Origin of the sequence: Pseudohongiella acticola (genome assembly GCF_001758195.1) — a bacterium.
Taxonomy (GTDB): domain Bacteria; phylum Pseudomonadota; class Gammaproteobacteria; order Pseudomonadales; family Pseudohongiellaceae; genus Pseudohongiella; species Pseudohongiella acticola.
Window position 1 is genome coordinate 162,410 of sequence record NZ_MASR01000003.1, and the last position, 16,045, is coordinate 178,454.

Annotated in this window: 14 protein-coding genes and 1 other RNA gene; 3 read left to right on the forward strand and 12 right to left on the reverse strand. The window is 56.0% G+C overall.

What is annotated here, in order from left to right; translation table 11 throughout:
* Nucleotides 1–8: 8 nt before the first annotated feature.
* The 11 genes from murG to rnpB form a co-directional block, all read right to left on the reverse strand.
* Nucleotides 9–1,106 (reverse strand): undecaprenyldiphospho-muramoylpentapeptide beta-N-acetylglucosaminyltransferase, encoded by a 1,098-nt coding sequence (gene murG / locus PHACT_RS14935; RefSeq protein WP_070119076.1) that lies wholly within the window; start codon nucleotides 1,104–1,106, stop codon nucleotides 9–11.
* A complete protein-coding gene (ftsW, locus tag PHACT_RS14940) occupies nucleotides 1,103–2,293 on the reverse strand; it encodes a putative lipid II flippase FtsW (protein WP_083264711.1) in 1,191 nt (396 codons plus the stop codon). Before ftsW ends, murG begins: the two co-directional genes overlap by 4 nt.
* Nucleotides 2,290–3,642: a UDP-N-acetylmuramoyl-L-alanine--D-glutamate ligase gene (gene murD / locus PHACT_RS14945; protein WP_245730826.1), complete on the reverse strand. Its 1,353-nt coding sequence runs from the start codon at nucleotides 3,640–3,642 to the stop codon at nucleotides 2,290–2,292. The genes ftsW and murD overlap by 4 nt, the downstream gene beginning before the upstream one ends.
* A 50-nt stretch (nucleotides 3,643–3,692) precedes the next feature.
* The gene (gene mraY / locus PHACT_RS14950; RefSeq protein WP_070119078.1) at nucleotides 3,693–4,775 is read right to left on the reverse strand and encodes a phospho-N-acetylmuramoyl-pentapeptide-transferase; all 1,083 of its coding nucleotides are present in this window, start codon (nucleotides 4,773–4,775) and stop codon (nucleotides 3,693–3,695) included.
* Nucleotides 4,775–6,130, reverse strand: a complete 1,356-nt coding sequence (locus PHACT_RS14955) for a UDP-N-acetylmuramoyl-tripeptide--D-alanyl-D-alanine ligase (RefSeq protein WP_211284415.1) — start codon at nucleotides 6,128–6,130, stop codon at nucleotides 4,775–4,777. Before PHACT_RS14955 ends, mraY begins: the two co-directional genes overlap by 1 nt.
* 8 nt (nucleotides 6,131–6,138) lie before the next feature.
* Complete coding sequence (locus PHACT_RS14960; protein ID WP_245730827.1) at nucleotides 6,139–7,686, reverse strand: UDP-N-acetylmuramoyl-L-alanyl-D-glutamate--2,6-diaminopimelate ligase; 1,548 nt, start codon at nucleotides 7,684–7,686, stop codon at nucleotides 6,139–6,141.
* 5 nt (nucleotides 7,687–7,691) lie between these two features.
* Entirely contained in the window at nucleotides 7,692–9,419 is a 1,728-nt protein-coding gene (locus PHACT_RS14965; protein ID WP_083264714.1) for a peptidoglycan D,D-transpeptidase FtsI family protein, read from the reverse strand.
* Nucleotides 9,412–9,780 (reverse strand): cell division protein FtsL, encoded by a 369-nt coding sequence (gene ftsL, locus PHACT_RS14970; RefSeq protein WP_083264716.1) that lies wholly within the window; start codon nucleotides 9,778–9,780, stop codon nucleotides 9,412–9,414. Before ftsL ends, PHACT_RS14965 begins: the two co-directional genes overlap by 8 nt.
* Before the next feature lie 64 nt (nucleotides 9,781–9,844).
* Entirely contained in the window at nucleotides 9,845–10,792 is a 948-nt protein-coding gene (rsmH, locus tag PHACT_RS14975; RefSeq protein WP_070119080.1) for a 16S rRNA (cytosine(1402)-N(4))-methyltransferase RsmH, read from the reverse strand.
* Nucleotides 10,793–10,845: 53 nt separating this feature from the next.
* Nucleotides 10,846–11,301, reverse strand: a complete 456-nt coding sequence (gene mraZ / locus PHACT_RS14980; protein WP_070119081.1) for a division/cell wall cluster transcriptional repressor MraZ — start codon at nucleotides 11,299–11,301, stop codon at nucleotides 10,846–10,848.
* A 379-nt stretch (nucleotides 11,302–11,680) separates the two neighbouring features.
* An RNA gene (rnpB, locus tag PHACT_RS14985) (RNase P RNA component class A) lies at nucleotides 11,681–12,065 on the reverse strand.
* Nucleotides 12,066–12,196: 131 nt separating this feature from the next.
* Between rnpB and PHACT_RS14990 the strand changes: the two genes are divergently transcribed.
* The 3 genes from PHACT_RS14990 (at nucleotide 12,197) to PHACT_RS15000 (ending at nucleotide 14,955) form a co-directional block, all read left to right on the forward strand.
* Nucleotides 12,197–14,155, forward strand: coding sequence for an intermembrane phospholipid transport protein YdbH family protein (locus PHACT_RS14990; RefSeq protein WP_070119082.1), 1,959 nt, complete (start codon nucleotides 12,197–12,199; stop codon nucleotides 14,153–14,155).
* 249 nt (nucleotides 14,156–14,404) lie between these two features.
* Nucleotides 14,405–14,563, forward strand: coding sequence for a YnbE family lipoprotein (locus PHACT_RS14995; RefSeq protein ID WP_070119236.1), 159 nt, complete (start codon nucleotides 14,405–14,407; stop codon nucleotides 14,561–14,563).
* Nucleotides 14,564–14,604: 41 nt separating this feature from the next.
* A complete protein-coding gene (locus PHACT_RS15000) occupies nucleotides 14,605–14,955 on the forward strand; it encodes a YdbL family protein (protein WP_070119083.1) in 351 nt (116 codons plus the stop codon).
* 21 nt (nucleotides 14,956–14,976) lie between these two features.
* On the opposite strand, the gene rsmI is transcribed toward PHACT_RS15000, so the two are convergent.
* Complete coding sequence (gene rsmI / locus PHACT_RS15005; protein ID WP_070119084.1) at nucleotides 14,977–15,852, reverse strand: 16S rRNA (cytidine(1402)-2'-O)-methyltransferase; 876 nt, start codon at nucleotides 15,850–15,852, stop codon at nucleotides 14,977–14,979.
* Nucleotides 15,853–16,045: the final 193 nt, after the last annotated feature.

Below are 16,045 nucleotides of genomic sequence, written 5' to 3' on the forward strand. Positions count from 1 at the left end.
AACGTTGATCAGCCACGGCAGACCTCCATGCACAGCTCCGAAATCCTTTCTGCCGCATCAGGAACTGCGAGTTCGCTGGCGCGCTGTGCCATTGCCGATAAACGATTACTCTCTAGCATAAACTCCTCTAGTTCGCGCCGCAGGCTGTCACTATTAAAATCGGATTGCGGCAATAACACTGCGGCGCCGGCGTCAACCAGCCAACGGGCATTAACGGTCTGGTGGTCATCCACGGCATGCGGATAGGGCACCAGAATGGACGGCAGACCCGCAGCAGTCAGCTCGGCAACCGTACTGGCGCCGGCACGACAAAGCACCACGTCGGCCCATGCATAGGCTGCCGCCATATCGTCAATAAACGGTTCCACTCGGGCCTGCGTATTTTCGTGTGTCGCTGCTGAGCATTGCTGGTAGGCATGCTGCGTGCTTTCATGCTTGTTGCGCCCGGTCTGGTGCCAGACCGCTATACCGCGCCCCTGCGTCAGATGCGGTACGACCTGTGGCACCAATTCGTTTATTGCCGCTGCCCCCAGACTGCCGCCGAGTACCAGCAGATGCATGGGCCGCACAAGGCCCTGTTCATCGTCAGCCTTTTTGGTGGTGCCGATATCGGCCCTGACCGGATTACCCGTGTGAATGACTCTGGGTCCGGCCGGGAAAGTGCCAGGGAATGCTTCCATGACTCTGGCCGCCAGAGGTTTCAGCAGACGGTTACTCAAACCGGCAACTGAGTTCTGTTCATGTATCAGCAATGGGCGACGCAATAGCCATGCAGCCACGCCACCCGGCCCGGTGACATAACCCCCCATGCCCAACACACAACAGGGCCGCAATGTCTGCAGCAGCCGCAACGATTGCCAGACACTGGCGATCAACATGAATGGCGCCTTCAGGAGCGCCAGTTTACCCTTGCCTCTAAGGCCATTGACACGCAACCGGTTTAGTTTGATCCCGGTATCCTTGAGCACCTCGTTCTCCATGCCAACTGGCGTACCCAACCATTCCACCTGGATGTTGTGAGCCTGTAACACTCGGGCAATGCTCAACGCCGGGAATATGTGCCCGCCGGTTCCTGCCGCCATGATCAATACTGTGCGCTGACTCATGCGTCACCTCCGGCCGGATCCGGATCGGGTTTCATGCGCAACTCATACTCTATTCGCATGAGTATCGCGACCATGAAGCAGCTGACCAGCAGACTGTTTCCGCCGTAGCTCAGGAATGGCAGGGTCAGTCCTTTGGTTGGCAGCAAGCCTGTGTTGACTCCAAAATTGATAAAAACCTGAGTCGCGAACAGCATGCCAATACCGAATGCGGTATAGGCAGCGAAAAATCGACCCCTGGCCTCACATGCGCGACCCAGACGCAATGCCGTCCATATCAGAACAATAAAAAGTGCCATGACAAACAGTACGCCCAGCAGTCCCATTTCCTCTGCGATAATCGAGAGCACAAAATCAGTGTGCGCTTCCGGCAGGAAGTACAACTTCTGAATACTGTTGCCCAGCCCAACGCCCAGCCATTCACCTCGACCGAACGCTATCAGGGCCTGTGTCAACTGGTAGCCTTCGCCATAAACATACTCGGCAGCCCATGGATTCAGGAAGGACGTCAGTCGGTTGATCACGTAAGGTTTCATGATGGCCAGCGCCACAACGCCAGCAAAACAGACCATGACAATCAGCACGAACCGATGCAGGCGCGCACCGGCCAGGAACAACATGGTGAATGTCGTCAGCATCATGATGACCATCGCGCCGTGATCTGGCTCAAAATGCAGCAAGGTGATGGCGGCGGCCAGGATAACCATGGGCTTGAGAAATCCGGACCAGCGCTCATGTACCTCACTACGATGCCGATGCAGGTAAGCAGCCATATAGACCACCATGGAGATCTTTGCCATCTCGGAAGGCTGCAGACGATAGAATCCGAGGTCAATCCAGCGTGCACTGCCATTTACCACAGTGCCGATACCCGGAATCAGAACCAGCGCCAGCAATACCAGCGCCAGACACAGCATCAACGCGCTGCAGCGATACCAGAGACTGGTATCAATGTGCAGCGTTATCAGCATGATCACCAACGCCAGGCCTATGAAAAAGACCTGGCGCTTAAAAAAGTAGAATGGATCGCCCGCCAGACTGTTGGCAATTTCCATGGACGCAGACGTCATCATGATCAGGCCTGTGCCCAATAGCAGAACCAGTACCAGCAACAGCGTATTAAAAGGCTGCTCGGCCTCTCGTTTCTCAACCCGGATTGCGCCTCTGCCTTTGCTCAGCAACGTACTCATGTCAGAGCCTCCACTGCCGCCGCAAACACACGCCCGCGGTGCGCAAAATCCTTGAACATGTCAAAACTGGCACATGCTGGCGACAACAGCACCGCATCTCCCGACAGTGCGCTGCTGGCAGCCTCAGCCACCGCCTCCTCCATGGAAGTCGCGCGCATGATGTCTGCCCTACTTCCAATCAGACGTGCAAGCTTGTCTGCATCACGACCAATCAGAACAACACGCTTTACATACTGTTCCAGGGCCGGCAACAACGGCGAAAAATCAGCGTCTTTACCGATACCGCCGGCAATCAATATCAACTCGCCGCGCGTGCGCTCTGCCACCGATTCGATGGCCACCAGCGTCGCGCCAACATTGGTGCCCTTGGAGTCGTTGAAATAATCGACTCCGCGCAGATTGCGCAGCAACTGACACCGGTGCGGCAGCCCGGAGAATTCCCGCAGGGTTGTCACCATGGCAGCATCAGGAATGCCGACAGCATGACCCAATGCGAGCGCGGCCAAGGCGTTACTGACATTGTGTCGTCCCACCAGCGCCAGCTCCCGCACTTTCATCAGATGATTGCTGCCGCGCATCAGCCAACTGTCGCCATCTTTTAATGACAAACCATAGTCATGGTCACCGGCTGCCTGATCGAAACCATAGGACCAATGTTGGCCCGCAGCCGTTTCCCAGGGTTCACTGGCCGGGTCATTGCGGTTTATCAGCACCTGACGCGCACCCTTGTAGATTCGCTGTTTGGCGGCAGCATAATCCTGCATTGATGCATATCGATCCAGGTGGTCCTCACTGAGGTTGAGAATTACGGCGATCTCCGCGTTCAGACTGCTGGTGGTCTCCAGCTGGAAACTGGACAACTCCAATACATACAGATCACGCTCGCCGCTGTGCAGCAGATCAAGCGCCGGCATGCTAGCGCGACCGTCCAGATTACCACCAACCGCGACTCTAATACCCATCTGTCTGGCCATCTCTGCTACCAGGGTGACCACCGTGCTTTTGCCATTGGACCCGGTCACAGCGATGACAGGTGCGGTTACTTCGCGGCTGAATATATCGATATCACCGGTAACCGGCACACCCTGGCTGATGGCATGGGCAATTTCCGGTGTCTGCAAACTGATGCCCGGACTCAACACGATCTCCCCAGCCTGCAACAGACTTTGCTGCGAAAAACCACCCAACTCGATCTGCTGACCGGGAAACTCGGTTTCGAACTCCGCCAGTGACGGCGGACTGAACCGACTGTCGATAACCTTGAACGGACGCCCACGGGCATGAAAATAACGCGCACACGAAAGCCCGGTCTTACCCAGACCGACGATCACTGCATGTGTGTTATTCATTGCCTGCGTCATCGACGCCTCTCCGTTACCAAAAAAACCTGTTATACCTGTTACCTGAGTTTCAACGTTGCCAACCCGAACAGCACCAGCATGACTGTAATGATCCAGAAACGGACGATTACACGAGGCTCCGGCCAACCCTTTAATTCAAAATGGTGATGCAATGGCGCCATGCGAAAAATCCGTTTCCCGGTAAGTTTGAAAGAAGCCACCTGCAAAATGACAGAAACAGTCTCCATGACAAAAATGCCACCCATGATGAAAAGCACGATTTCGTGTCGGGAAATCACAGCGACGATGCCCAGAGCGGCACCAAGCGCCAGCGCGCCGACATCGCCCATAAAAACCTGCGCCGGATAGGTGTTGAACCATAGAAATCCAAGCCCGGCCCCCAGCAACGCGCCACAGAAGATGACCAGCTCTCCGGCTCCGGTGACTGTCGGAATATTCAGATACACCGAGAACTCAGCATGTCCGGCCAGATAGGCGATAATGCCCAGTGCACCGCCTACCATCACGGTAGGCAAAATTGCCAGGCCGTCCAGACCATCTGTCAGGTTGACGGCATTGCTGCTGCCAACAATGACAAAATAGCTGATCACAACAAATAACAATCCTGTCTCGATCGACACATCTTTAAAGAAAGGGACAATGTAAGCCGTCTGAACCGGATCCGTCGCGGTGTAGTAAAGAAACAGCGCAGCGCCCAGGCCAATCACTGATTGCCAGAAATACTTCCACTTCGCCGGCAGCCCTTTAGGATCTTTGCGAAAGACTTTTCGATAATCATCAACCCAACCAATAGCGCCAAATAACACAGTCACCAGCATGGTTACCCAGACGTATGGGTTGCGCAGATCCGCCCAGATCAGCGTACTGAACACGATACTGACAAGAATCAGCGCGCCGCCCATGGTCGGCGTGCCCGCCTTGCTAAAATGACTTTGTGGCCCGTCCGTTCGGACCACCTGCCCGATCTGGTGATAATTCAGACGCCGAATCATCCAGGGGCCGATCAGGAGCGAGATAATCAACGCAGTCAGAATGCCCATAATGCCGCGCACTGTAATGTACTGAATCACGGCGAAACCCGGGTCGATCTGTATCAGATAATCAGCCAGCAGAACCAACATCAGATCCTCTCCTTGTTGCGCAGTGCCTGTACGACATCATCCATGCCCGCACTTCGCGAACCCTTGACCAGCACAATGTGATTCGCACTCATGTTATCCACGGCAAAATTAATCAGTTCATCTTTGTCATCAAAATGACGACCGCCCTCACCAAACGACTCGCTTGCCAGCTCACTGCAGCCACCGGTACTCCAGAGCTCGTCGAAACCACATGCGTCTGCGTAAAGTCCCACGTCCCGATGCGCCTTCACGGTCAGCGAACCCAGTTCAGCCATGTCACCCATGATCAGCACTCGACGCACCTGGCTACCTGCATTGATGGCAGCCACCACATCAATCGCCGCCCTGAACGAAGAAGGGCTGGCGTTGTAACTGTCATCCAGCAGGCGACTGTTATTAATGCCATCCACCGGACACAAGCGACCAGGCACTGCGACGACGCGGGCGAGCCCATCATAGATACTGGCAGGTGTTGCTCCTGCCTCAAGACAGAGGGCAGCCGCAGCCAGCGCATTGGCAACATTGTGGCGCCCGGGCAGCGGCAGAAAACACGCAATCCGGCCGCGCGCAGATTCGATATCGAATCGTGTGCCATTGGCTGTCAACGTCAGGTTCACCGCCCGATAGTCTGCACTGGCATCCAGAGCAAAGGTAACGCATCGTCGTCTGCCGGCGCGTTCTTGCCACTGACGGGTGTTCGGGTCGTCGGCATTCAGCACCACCGTATGTGTGGATGGCGCAGAGTCGATGATTTCACCTTTAGCCTGGACAACACCGGCCAGGCTGCCGAAGCCTTCCAGGTGAGTCTCGGCAGCATTGTTGATAAGCACGATATGCGGGTCAGTGATTTTTGCTGTCCAGGCGATTTCACCACCGGCGTTGGCGCCAAGCTCGATCACCGCCTGCTGATGCTGCTCCTCAAGCTCAAGCAGCATCAACGGCGCCCCGATGTTATTGTTCAGGTTGCCGCGCGTAACCAGAACATTGAACTGCTGTGACAAAATCGAACCAGTGATTTCCTTGACTGACGTTTTGCCCTGGCTGCCGGTGATGGCAACAATATTTGCACGCGAGCGCTTACGATTGATGTGCCCCAGCCAGCCCAGTGCTTCAGCTGTGTCGGCCACGACCAGTTGCGGAATCGCCACGTCCTGCGCCTCGCTGACAATGGCTGCCGCTGCGTGCTTTTCGGCCACCTGCGCCACGAAACGGTTGCCATCAAAGTTTTCACCGTTCAGGGCGACAAAAAGGTCACCTGCTGCCAGTTGTCTGGAATCGGTGCAGACACGCGAGAACGAAACATCCTTACCTACCAGTGCGGCGGGCATATATTCACTCACGGCGCTGATGCTCATGGTGCCTATCATGACTGCACCCCGCTGTCTGCTGCCGCTGAGCGCTTCTGCAACGCCAGACGAACCTGGGCAATGTCACTGAACGCCATGCGCTGACCACAAATATCCTGATAACTCTCATGCCCCTTGCCAGCAACCAGCACGATGTCACCAGGGGCTGCAGAAGAGATTGCATAGGCAATTGCACTGGCTCGGTCACGTTCGACATGGACACTGTCGCGCTGATCAAAGCCCAGCAGTATCTGGCGAATGATGTCGTCGGGATTTTCATTACGTGGATTGTCATCCGTCAGCACCACAAAATCAGCCAGCTCTTCAGCGACTTCGGCCATCAGTGGACGTTTGCCCTGATCTCGGTTGCCACCACAACCAAACACACACCAGATACGCCCATCCACGTGTTCATGAATGGCTTTCAGCGCCGAGCGCAAACCATCAGGCGTATGCGCGTAATCAACAACGGCAGTGACATCCGAGGCCGAATCGCCAAGCAGTTCCATGCGACCGCTAACCGGCTTCAAACGTTCCGCCTGCGCCAGCACGACCGACAGGTCCGTTTCCCAGGGCAATGTCATCACCGCTGTTATGGCGGCCAGGACATTGCTGAAATTGAACGAACCCAGCAGACGGCCACGGATGTCGCCTTCACCCCAGGGGGTATGCACACGCGCGCGATAACCATCGGATTCAAAACTCAACTCACGGGCATATACATCAGCCCGGCTGTCACTCAAGCTATAGGTGAGGCTTTGTGCTGATCGCGGCAGCGCATTCAGCATGCAGGCAGCATAACTGTCATCAGCATTAACAATGCCCACGTTGAGAGCATCATGTTCGAAGAGTCGGCGCTTGGCGCCAGCATACGCGGCCATGCTGCCGTGATAGTCGAGGTGGTCTCGCGTCAGGTTGGTGAAAATGGCGCTATGGAAACGGACACCATTTAATCGGTGCTGATGTAAACCTTGTGACGACACCTCAAGAGCAACACAGGACGCGCGCTGATGCAGAACGTCGGCTAACGCTGCCTGCAATACGATTGAATCAGGCGTCGTGAAACCGGTATCCTCCAGCGACGGGAACACACCATAACCCAGCGTTCCGACGATACCGCAGCGATGATCCAGGCCTGACAGCAATTGACCAACAAACTGAGTACAGCTGGTTTTGCCATTGGTGCCGGTGACGCCCACAACTGGCAATTGCTCAGATGGATGGGCATAGAAATGCGCCGCGATAGCACCTAACTTCACGCGCAAACTGTCAACTGTGATAACGGGCACGTTGCCAACCCAGCGACACCCTTTCCAGTCACCGCTCGCATCGGCCAGCACAGCCGTGGCGCCGCGTTGCACCGCCAGATCAATATAGTCGCGAGCATCGTGATTCTTGCCGAACAACGCCACAAACAGGTCTCCCGGGCTGGCCTTGCGACTGTCCAGGGTCATGCCCCGAATGGAAATGCCATCACATGCCTGCAGACTCTCGCCATCAAGCGAGAGACTCTCAAGCAAATGCGTCAATGGCATCTCGGCAGCTGTCTGTCGGGCGGTGTTCACAGTTCTCACCTCGCGCTCAGAGTCATAATGCGTGATGGATCAATTGCGTTCGGCGTCACCTCAAGCAGGCGCATGGCCCCGGATGCAATTCGGGAGAACACTGGGGCGGCGACCTGACTGCCATAATGCTGAGCACCCTTCGGCTCGTTAACCACAATAATGACGACTATTCTCGGATCATCTGCCGGGGCGTAGCCAGCAAACATCGAGTTATGAAGGTTGGCCTCATAGCCACTGGCACCAACGACACGGGCGGTCCCGGTTTTGCCAGCAATACTGTAAAAGGGAACACTGGCGCCATCAAACCCACCCTGTGCCGGGTCAACGACAGCTTCGAGCATGCTCTGAACCTGCCCCGCAACATTGGCATCGATGACACGCTGTGGCTCACTCGCCCCCGCCATCTCATTTCCGTCCTTGAGCAGTGTTACCGGTACCCGCAACCCCTTGTTGGCAATAACAGAATAGGCCTGCGCCAATTGCAGTGCGGAAGTGGACATACCGTAACCAAATGACAATGTCGCCAGTTCGATATCGTGCCAGATCCGGTGATTGGGCATTACGCCGGCGCGTTCTCCCGGGAAACCACTGGCGGGGTTTTCACCGAACCCGACGCGCAACAGAACATCACGTAATGCCTCATGGCCTACTGCCAGCGCGATTTTGGCGGATGCGATGTTGCTGGAGTTCACCAGCATGCCCTGCAGCGTTACGTCACCAAAGTTCTGTCCGCGGTCCTGCACCACATCCCGGCCCACGCGCATCCGGCCCGGATGAGTGCTGATTATCGTATTCCGGTCATACAGACCTGATTCCAATGCAGCGATCGCAGTAAAGGGTTTTAACGTCGACCCGGGCTCAAACAGATCAGTCACTGAACGGTTTCGCAATGCACCAAAATCTGTCAGGCCTGAGCGATTGTGCGGGTTAAAGGAAGGTTGATTGACCATGGCCAGGACTTCGCCGGTCTTGACGTCAAGAACAACCGCTGACGCAGCACGGGCATCACGGTGCACAAACTCTGCCTTCAGCTCTTTGTAGGCCAGATTCTGGATACGGAAGTCGATGCTCAACGCCAGTGTGTTGCCCGGTTGAGCCGTCTGGATGGTTTCGAGCTCCCGAATGATGCGGCCACGTCGATCCTTGATGACCTGTTGACGTCCGGGCACGCCTTTGAGCCAGTCATCAAACGCCAACTCAAGACCTTCCTGGCCAATATCATCGACATTGCTGAACCCGAGAACGTGAGCAGTTACTTCGCCTTGCGGGTAATAGCGCTGATACTCCTGACGCGAGTAAACCCCCGGCAATGACATCGCCAACACAGCATTGGCTTCAGCCGGAGGCATGCGCCGACGCACATACAGGAATTCACGCTCTGCATTGGCTTCCACGGAGGCTACAAGACTGTCTTCATTTAACTGCAGGGATCGGGCCAGGCGACGAACAACTGACTGATCACCTGCAATTTCGCGCGGATTCACCCAGATCGACTTAACGGGTGTGCTGATTGCCAATGGTTCGCCATTGCGATCGGTAATCATGCCCCGATGTGCCACCAGTGGCTCAACCCGGATCGTGCGGGCATCGCCCTGTCCCTGCAGAAAATCACGATCAACCAGCAGCAGCGTAAGCAATTTCCACAGCAAGGCCAAAACCGCCAGTGCAAGTGCAAACCAGACCAGCGACAAGCGCCAGCCACCAAACCGCTTTTGTGAGTGCATATCAGTCATGGCGCACCATTATTATTCTTGACCAGTCCGGCAACGTCATCTCAAGCTCCTCCATGGCTTTTTGCTCTATGCGCCCCTCCAATCCGAAGGTGCTTTGCTCGATCAGCAACTGTCCCCGCTGCACATCAAGCTCGTTACTCTCAGCGCGCAGCTTCTGTAACTCGTAAAATACTGTTCGACTTTTGAAACTGGTATTGACCACCGCCAGTGCCGACACCATGACTGCCGCGAACAGAATCATCAGTCCCAGGTAGCGTGAACTGAACAACTGCAGCCAGGCAACAACAGACACAGGTGTCTCAGTCACCCTTGATTCTGCCGGTGTTACTGATTCGTCTTTGCTGCGCTCTGTCTTCATCATGACTTCTTGTCTGTTATAAATTTTCCTGCATCTGGCCTTTGTTTGACTATTGTTCAACTGATAGTCAGGCCGGTTTTTCCGCTACCCGCATCACAGCGCTTCGCGCCCTCGGGTTATGTCTTATCTCCTGTTCCGTCGGCTTCACCGCCTTGCCTACCTTGATCAGTTTTGGACTCAATGCCGACACGGTGACTGGCAGGTCTCTGGGGAAATCGTCCCCTTTGCTTTGCTTCTGAATGAATTGTTTGACCAGCCGATCCTCCAGTGAGTGAAAGCTGATCACTACCAGCCGGCCTCCCGGCTTAAGCGCAGACAGCGCCTTGTCCAATACCTTTTCAAGCGACACCAGCTCATCGTTAATGTGTATGCGGATTGCCTGAAAAGCGCGTGTTGCGGGATGCTTGTGCTTTTCCCATGCGGGATTGGCCTGCTTCACGATTTCAGCCAATTGCAGCGTTCGCTGTATTGGCGCCACGTCGCGCTCCTTTACAATGGCACGAGCTATACGTCGCGAGAATCGGTCTTCGCCATAGCGATAGATGACATCCGCAATATCCTGTTCGGCAGCACTGGCAAGCCACTCAGCCGCACTGATACCAGCCCGTGGGTTCATGCGCATGTCCAGCGGCCCATCCTGGGTAAAGCTGAAGCCACGCTCTGCCTGATCAAGTTGAGGCGACGACACGCCCAGATCCAGCAACACACCATCCACATTACCAACGGACTGCGTGTCGGCAAGCATCACATCAAGTTCATCAAAGGCACCCTGCCGAATGGTGAACCGCTTATCCTCTTGCATCAGTTTCCTGCCGGCATCAATCGCCAGCGGATCCTTGTCAATTCCCAGTAGCGTTCCGGTCCCGGCGAGTCGCTGCAGAATAAGACGAGAGTGGCCGCCACGGCCGAATGTGCCGTCGACATACAGACCAGCCGGGTCGGTCAGCAGCGCATCCACAGCCGGGTGCAGCATGACTGTTTCATGAGATTGCTTTTCATGAGCCTGTGTAGCCATAACGCTCCGTTCCGAGAAGACTGACGCCCTGTTCTTTTCAAGTAACAACAAACTTACAGCGACAGACTCAACAATGCTGGCGGCAACTCCGCCTCGCCTGCTGTACCGGCGAACCAGCTGTCTGCCTGTTCGTTCCAGTTCTCTTCACTCCAGATCTCAAATTTCATCCCTTGACCAACCAGCGCCAGGTGCTTGTCCAGCTGCGCGCGTGTTCGCAGAATCTGTGGCAACAACAGACGACCACTGCCGTCCATCTCCAGATCATGCGCGTGACCAATCAGCATGCGCTGAACGCGACGACTGGCCTCATCAAAACTGGACAGACTCTCAACCTTCTGTTGAATCACCTCCCACTCGTCAATGGGGTACAGCAACAGACAACGGCCCGTAAAATCGACCGTCGCCACCAGGCGACCGCCATATTTTTCAGTCAATAGCTCTCGATAACGCGCCGGCATGGCCATGCGCCCTTTTGCATCGAGATTGATTGTATTGACACCTCTGAACACGTTGCTGCTCCGGAGTATTGGGCCCGACTTACCACTGTCGCCACCCTCAAACCCACTTTAGTGCATATATATCCACTTCACGCCACTTTGCGACACTATATGCACAGGCATAAGCAAGCGCAAGCACTATTTGCACTTTTTCAGCACCTAAAGCGCCTGAAATTACAGGGAAAATTGCTCAATCTTGAGAAAGCAAACGAAGTGCGCTGACAAACGAAATAGTTATCAGCAAGGTAAGAAAATTACTTAAAGTGATTTATAAGAAAGGTGATGCGACTGGCGGTTCAGGATGTGACCGCCGAGTCAAAAAGTCTGCCTTCAGGCCTTGGCGGCCGTGCGGCGCCAACTGCAGATTCTCCCGTGACGGGAAAAATCAAAATAATCGAGTCGGCCGATAAGCCGGGTTCTGTCGGGGACAGTCATTCATCTGGGACCAGCATCACTACTGGCCTCAAGCAGCCTACCCGAATCCAGTGCGAGCCGCACCATTGGATCCCTATTTGGCCTTGCTCCGAACGGGGTTTACCGTGCCACGATCTGTTACCAGTCGCGCGGTGCGCTCTTACCGCACCCTTTCACCCTTACCGCCCGGCCTGAGCCGGGGTTGGCGGTCTACTCTCTGCTGCACTTTCCGTAGGCTTTCGCCTCCCAGGCGTTACCTGGCGTTCTGCTCTGTGGAGCCCGGACTTTCCTCCACCAGGTGCCTCATTCACCGTCTGAACGGTAATAGACGCAGATCTGGCAGCGACTGCCTGGCCGACTCGGCGGCAAGATTAAGCGAGGCTGGCTGCAAAGACAAGTGATTTATCCCCACCGGTCATGTCAAACTGCCGGCATGGACACACAGCCTGCAAAATCACATCAACTACGCCCCCCCAGACACCGGCGCTGGCTTGTGTCACTGGCCGTATTGGCACTGATTACAGCGGGCCTGGTCGGTTACGCCTATCAACACCGGGTTTCTGTGGCAATCGAACTGGTCAATACGACACTACAGCCCTACAACCTGCGCCTTGAGATGCTGCAGGATCTGCAATTGTCGGCCTCCTCGCTGCAGGCGGGGCGCGTGGTCCTGCGACACCAGGCCAGCAATTCGCAACAGATACTGCAGGACCTGCAAATAGATTATAGCGCCACCGGGCTGCTCCGGGGTCGACTCGACAGCGTTGCAATCGCCGCCGCCGAGATCAACATCCCGGCACTACCGTCAGCGACCACCGCCGGCAACATCAGCCAGCCCTCAATAAGCTCTGGCACAGATAGCAATTCGTCCGCGCTGGCGAGCGACATAATAAATTCTGTACCTTTCAACAGCCTCAGAATCGATCTATTACAAGTCACTGCCAATGAGCTCACCATGGGTGAGATCGGGCTCAAAGGTTTTTCTGCCACCTTGCGTTCGCTCGACATTGACTGCCGGCTTAGCCAGTGTCGCCTCAGCGCCGACACCGGGATTAGCCTGAACTCTCTGCAGGTTGGCAATGCCCCTGACAACATCGACCTGCAACGAATCACCTTTGAGTCCGGCTCCCCTGTCGAGGTCACACTTGAGGCAACCACAAACACTCTGCAAATAGCGAACCGGTCATCAACCCTGACATTACCCGAGATTCGTGCCGCCGACTCACTCAGCGGTGTTGTCATCAGCATTGCACGTCTGAACCTGTCTCAAACACTGTCATCCGGGCGCTTTGATGCTGCCGCTGTTACTGCTCACGCGGAAATGACGCTCTCTGAACCCTACACTGATGCGACAGGCGTCGATCTCGGATCAATGCAATCGCGTCAGCACCTCACCTGGGAGCAGGAAAACCTTCGGCTGACCGGTCATACCCTGAAGAATGACCAGCGTATACTGACCAATGACCTGCGTCACAGTGTCGCCACAGGTGCGGGGAGCGGCACGCTTGAGGTTCCAGGCATCGAATTTGACAACAACACCAACAAACTGTCCGATTTGTGGACACCACTACCCTTACAGGCCGACATTGTCGCGGGGTCCGTCAGCGCACTGACACAACTTGACTGGCAGCCCGACGCATCCGATACCGTCGTCACGGGCACTGTGCAGGTGACGTTGAACGAGCTAAGTGGCTACCTGAATGAAATCGCCTTCCTGCGCCTGAGCACCGACTTTGCCGCCGAATTGCTGCCCGCGTGGCGCCTGCGCAGCACCCGCAGCGCATCATTCATGCTGGCATCGCTGGACGTCGGTCTGGAACTCACCGACCTGAGCAGCAACTACCGCATCGACTCGGAAAGCGGATCAGTTGTACTGACTGACGCCAGCGTCGCCGTGTTCGGCGGCACGGTCAGCAGCAATCAACTGAACTACCGCCTGCAGGACAATGACAGTCGCTTCATCGTTGAACTGGACCGAATTGATCTGAGTCAGATACTTGCGCTGAGCGCATACGAGGGGGTCAGCGCCACCGGGCTGGTCAGCGGCGAATTGCCGGTACGCCTGCAGGGTCTGAGCCCCAGCATTAGCGGCGGTACGCTGGCAGCGCTGCCGCCGGGCGGCTCCATACGATACCACGCGGGCATCGGCGGAGCAGGCGCTAACTCTAACCAGAACCTGACTCTGGTAAACCAGGCCCTGGAACACTATCGATACAACCTGATGGAGACTCAGATCGACTATCAACCAGGCGGCCAACCGAGCGGCGAACTCGACCTGTCGATTCGCATGGAAGGCGTCAGCCCGGCTCTCAATGGCGGTCAGCGCATCAATCTTAATCTGAATATCAATGACAATGTTCCGGCCCTGCTGCAAAGTCTGCAGGCCGCCCGCTCGGTCAGCGACAGTGTCCAGTCGCGACTGGATGCGCGGCGCACAGAGACCAGTCCCTGAACACGCCGCTGGCTAAAACCCGATCATGTCCGGCCATGCTCAACGCTGTCTGCAAAAGCCAGACACGTTAAGCCGTTATTCAGCGCATTCTGTTATAGTGACGCTAACGACAATCGCAAACCCGTTGCTGATTCAAGTCATCAACCCAATTGAGTAGAGTTGAGTATCATGGCAAGTCGCAGAACACTCACCGCCCCCAGACCGCACCGCACGCTGACATTGCCCGGCCTGGCACTGGCATTGCCGGTCATGCTCGCAGGCATGATCGGCTGCACGCCAACAGTCCGGGTGGAAGCGCCAACCGAGCCCATTACCATTAACCTGAACGTACGCATTGAGCACGAAATTCGCGTCAGGGTTGACCGGGAACTGGATGACATTTTTTCCGCCGACAGCGGATTGTTCTGACGCCGCCAGGCGCCCACCAAGCGCAAATTGAGGACACGGATATGAAGCACAATACTGGCATAAAGTTTTTCACCAGAGCGTTTGCCATCACGTTTCTGCTGCTCGCCAGCCTGGCAACGGCGCAGACGCTGGACCAGGCCAAAGCAGACGGCCTGATCGGCGAAAAAAGAGATGGTTATATCGGGCTGGTACAGCCGGATGCCTCACAGGCACTGACAGAGCTGGTCAATGAAGTGAATCGCCAGCGACGGGAGCGCTACCAGCAGATTGCCCGGGACAATGACATCTCGGTCAATGCGGTTGCACAGCTTGCATACGCGCGCGCAGTGGAAGCCACGCGTTCAGGTCATTTTGTGCAGGACGCTGATGGTCGCTGGGTTCGCAAGCCCTGACATCCCCGGGGATATCAGCGGTCAGCCAGCGTCCTCTGCCAGTTCCAGCCCGCGTTTGTATAGCGCATTCTTTTTATTGCCGGTAATCTCGGCGGCCAATGCTGCCGCCGTTTTTAGCGGCAGTTCGCGCAACAGAATTTTTAATGTACGTTCAGCCTCGGCACTCAAGATCTGCGGCGCCGCTTTGGCCGCGCCGTGCACCACCACCACAAACTCGCCACGGCGGTTGTTGTCATCCTGCTGCAACCACTCACACAGACCTGCCAGCGAGTCACCGTGAATAGTTTCCCAGGTCTTGGTAAGCTCCCGACAGATCACCGCCTGCCTGTCACCGCCAAAGGCCTGCGCCATATCCGCCACTGAGTCGCTGATACGGTGTGGGGATTCATAAAACACCAGCGTGCGCTGGTCATCAGCCAGGGCTTCATACATCTGGCGACGACCAGCGGCTTTGTGCGGTGGAAACCCTTCGAAACAGAAGCGATCACTGGGCAGACCTGCGGCACTGATGGCGGCGGTAATGGCACTGGCGCCGGGCACCGGCACCACCGGGTATGAGGCCGCACGCACGCGCACAACAAGCCCGTAGCCGGGATCCGATATCAGTGGCGTACCGGCATCGGAAATAAGCGCAACGGCCTTGCCTTCGCCCAGCGCGCGCAATATTCCGTCTTCGCGCGCAGCACCGCTGTGCTCATGATACGAAACCAGCCTTGTCGCAATCGCAAAATGCTGCATCAGGCGCGCGCTGTGCCGGGTGTCCTCAGCAGCAATCAGGTCAACTCCCTTGAGCGTATCAACGGCGCGCTGACTCAGGTCTCCCAGGTTGCCGATGGGAGTCGCCACAACATAGAGCGCTGGACGAACAATCGAAGTGTCGGTAAAGGTCTGAGTCATGTCGTGGGCCCGGCCGCGGCTTTGTCGATGTACCTGAATGGAACAGCATGATACCGGTTTGTTCGCAGTCGCAACAACATAAGCCGCCTGCTATGATCTACAATAGAATAACGAGTTCAGACCACCGAGCTCAAACCAGAACGTTCAATTTGCGAATCATGTGAGACATGTGAGTCACGTACGACATGTGAGG